3 protein-coding genes are annotated in these 2,108 nt (G+C 73.9%); all 3 read right to left on the reverse strand.

The annotated features are described in order from the left end of the window. Window positions 1-42: 42 nt before the first annotated feature. Window positions 43-933 carry a branched-chain amino acid ABC transporter permease gene (locus AOK03_RS25695; RefSeq protein ID WP_055567718.1) on the reverse strand — a complete coding sequence of 297 codons (891 nt, stop codon included), beginning with the start codon at window positions 931-933 and terminating at the stop codon, window positions 43-45. Next, window positions 930-1,730 carry an ABC transporter ATP-binding protein gene (locus AOK03_RS25700; protein ID WP_055567719.1) on the reverse strand — a complete coding sequence of 267 codons (801 nt, stop codon included), beginning with the start codon at window positions 1,728-1,730 and terminating at the stop codon, window positions 930-932. Before AOK03_RS25700 ends, AOK03_RS25695 begins: the two co-directional genes overlap by 4 nt. After that, on the reverse strand, window positions 1,727-2,108 hold a 382-nt coding region (locus tag AOK03_RS25705), incomplete at its 5' end, for an ATP-binding cassette domain-containing protein (RefSeq protein WP_157869081.1). The genes AOK03_RS25705 and AOK03_RS25700, both read right to left, overlap by 4 nt.

The following is a 2,108-nucleotide window of genomic DNA, read 5'->3' on the forward strand; positions in this document are numbered from 1 at the left end:
CGGCCGACGGGGCGGGCGGCGGGCGCGACGGCCTCGGTGACCTCAGACACGGGCGAGCTCCTTCGTGCCGAACAGCCCGGCGGGGCGCATCAGCAGGATGGCGGTCATGACGAGATAGGGCGCGAGGTCGCCGAGTCCCCGGCCGAGGAAGGTGAGCTCGCTCTGGTAGCCGGTGGCGAGGGACTCCGTGACGCCCACGACGAGGCCGCCGACCAGCGCGCCCGTGGTGGAGTCGAGGCCGCCGAGGATCGCGGCCGGGAATGCCTTCAGGGCGGCGAGGGACGTGGCGCGTTCGAGCCCCGGGGTCGGGAAGACGGTGAGGAACAGCGCGGCCACCGCCGCGAGCGCGCCCGCCACCGCCCACGCGCCGAGCGAGACCCGGCCGAGCCGCACGCCCATCAGCGCGGCCGTCTCCGGGCTCTCGGCGGCGGCCCGCATCGCCACGCCCCACGAGGTGTAGCGGAAGGCGAGGAGGAAGGCGGTGATGAGCAGGGCCGCCGCGACGAACGCGGCGATGCGGGTGTGCGCGAGGGAGATCGGCCCGATGGTCAGCACGTCGTCGCCCCACGGGTCGCCGAGCGGCAGGACGTCCGTGCCGAGGCGCCGGGTGAGCTCGGTGGTGAGCAGGATGTCGACGCCGATGGTGACGATGGCGAGCACGCTGTGGTCGTTGCCGCGGTAGCGCCGCATGACGAGGAACTCGACGGCCGCCCCGACGACCGCGGCGCCCGCGATGCCGACGAGCAGCGCGGGCCAGAAGCCGAGGTCGTCATGGAGGGACGCGGTGATGTAGCCGCCCGCGAGGAGCAGCGAGGCGTGCGCGAAGTTCACCACCTCGGTCGCGCGGAAGATGACGACGAAGCCGAGGGCGATGAGGGCGTAGACGGACCCCATCGAGAGGCCGTTGAGCAGGAGTTCGGTGAAGGTGGTCACGGTCTGCCCTCTCCGTCACCGGTCCGGTCGCCCTCGCCCAGGTAGGCGCGTACGACCGCCGGATCGTTCTGTACTTCAGCGGGGGCGCCGTCGGCGATCCGGCGCCCGAAGTCGAGTACGGTCACCGCGTCCGCGAGGCGCATCACCACCCCCATGTCGTGTTCCACCAGGACGATCGAGATGCCGAGGCTGTCGCGGACGCCCGCGATGACGGCCGCGGTGCTGCGCCGTTCGTCGGCGGTCATGCCGGCGACGGGCTCGTCGAGGAGCAGCAGTCGCGGCTCCATGCACAGGGCGCGGGCGAGCTCGGCGAGTTTCTGCTGGCCGTAGGCCAGGGTGCCCGCGGGCTGGTCGAGTTGGCGCTCCAGGCCGACGAACGCGGCGATCTCGCGGACGCGTTCGCGGTGGCGGCGTTCCTCGCGGGCGGCGGAGGGGAGCCGGAGCCCGGCGGCCATGAACCCGGCGCGGGTCAGCCGGTGGCGGCCGAGGAGCAGGCTGTCGGCGACGGTGGCGCGGGGCGGCAGCGCGAGGTTCTGGAAGATCCGGGCGACGCCGAGCTCCGCGATGCGGTGCGGGCGCATGCCGGTGAGCTCCTGGTCGCCGAAGCGAACGCTGCCCGCGGTGGCGCGGTAGACGCCGGACAGGACGTTGAAGCAGGTGGACTTGCCCGCGCCGTTCGGTCCGATGACGGCGTGCACGGTGCCGGGGCGGACGGTGAAGTCGACGGCGTCGAGGGCGGTGAGCCCGGCGAAGCGCACGGTCAGCCCGCGGACCTCCAGCGGTGGTACGGCGCTCATGGGGTGTCCTCCCACCGGGACAGGACCGGCAGCGCCCCGAGGCCCCGCGACGCGTCGGCCGCCGCGTCCTCGTCGACCACGCCCAGATAGCGTCGGCGCACGTCGTCGGAGGCGGCGAGTTCGCCGGCGGGCCCTGCCAGGGCGACCTCTCCGACGTCGAGGACGTACGCCGTGGAGGCGAGCCGCAGCGCGAGGGCGGCGTTCTGCTCGACGAGGAGCACGGACGTGCCCTGCGCGTTGATCTCGCGGATGGTGTCGGCGATGCGGGCGGCCATCAGCGGGGCGAGCCCCAGGGAAGGTTCGTCCAGGAGGAGCAGGCGCGGGGAGGCCATGAGCGCCCTGCCGACCGCGAGCATCTGCTGCTCGCCGCCGGAGAGC

This window comes from Streptomyces atriruber (assembly GCF_001418325.1).
Classification (GTDB): domain Bacteria; phylum Actinomycetota; class Actinomycetes; order Streptomycetales; family Streptomycetaceae; genus Streptomyces; species Streptomyces atriruber.

Bases quoted from the DNA above. Each gene is read 5' to 3' on its own strand.
- AOK03_RS25700 (WP_055567719.1), bottom strand. From the start codon at position 1,730: ATGAGCGCCGTACCACCGCTGGAGGTCCGCGGGCTGACCGTGCGCTTC.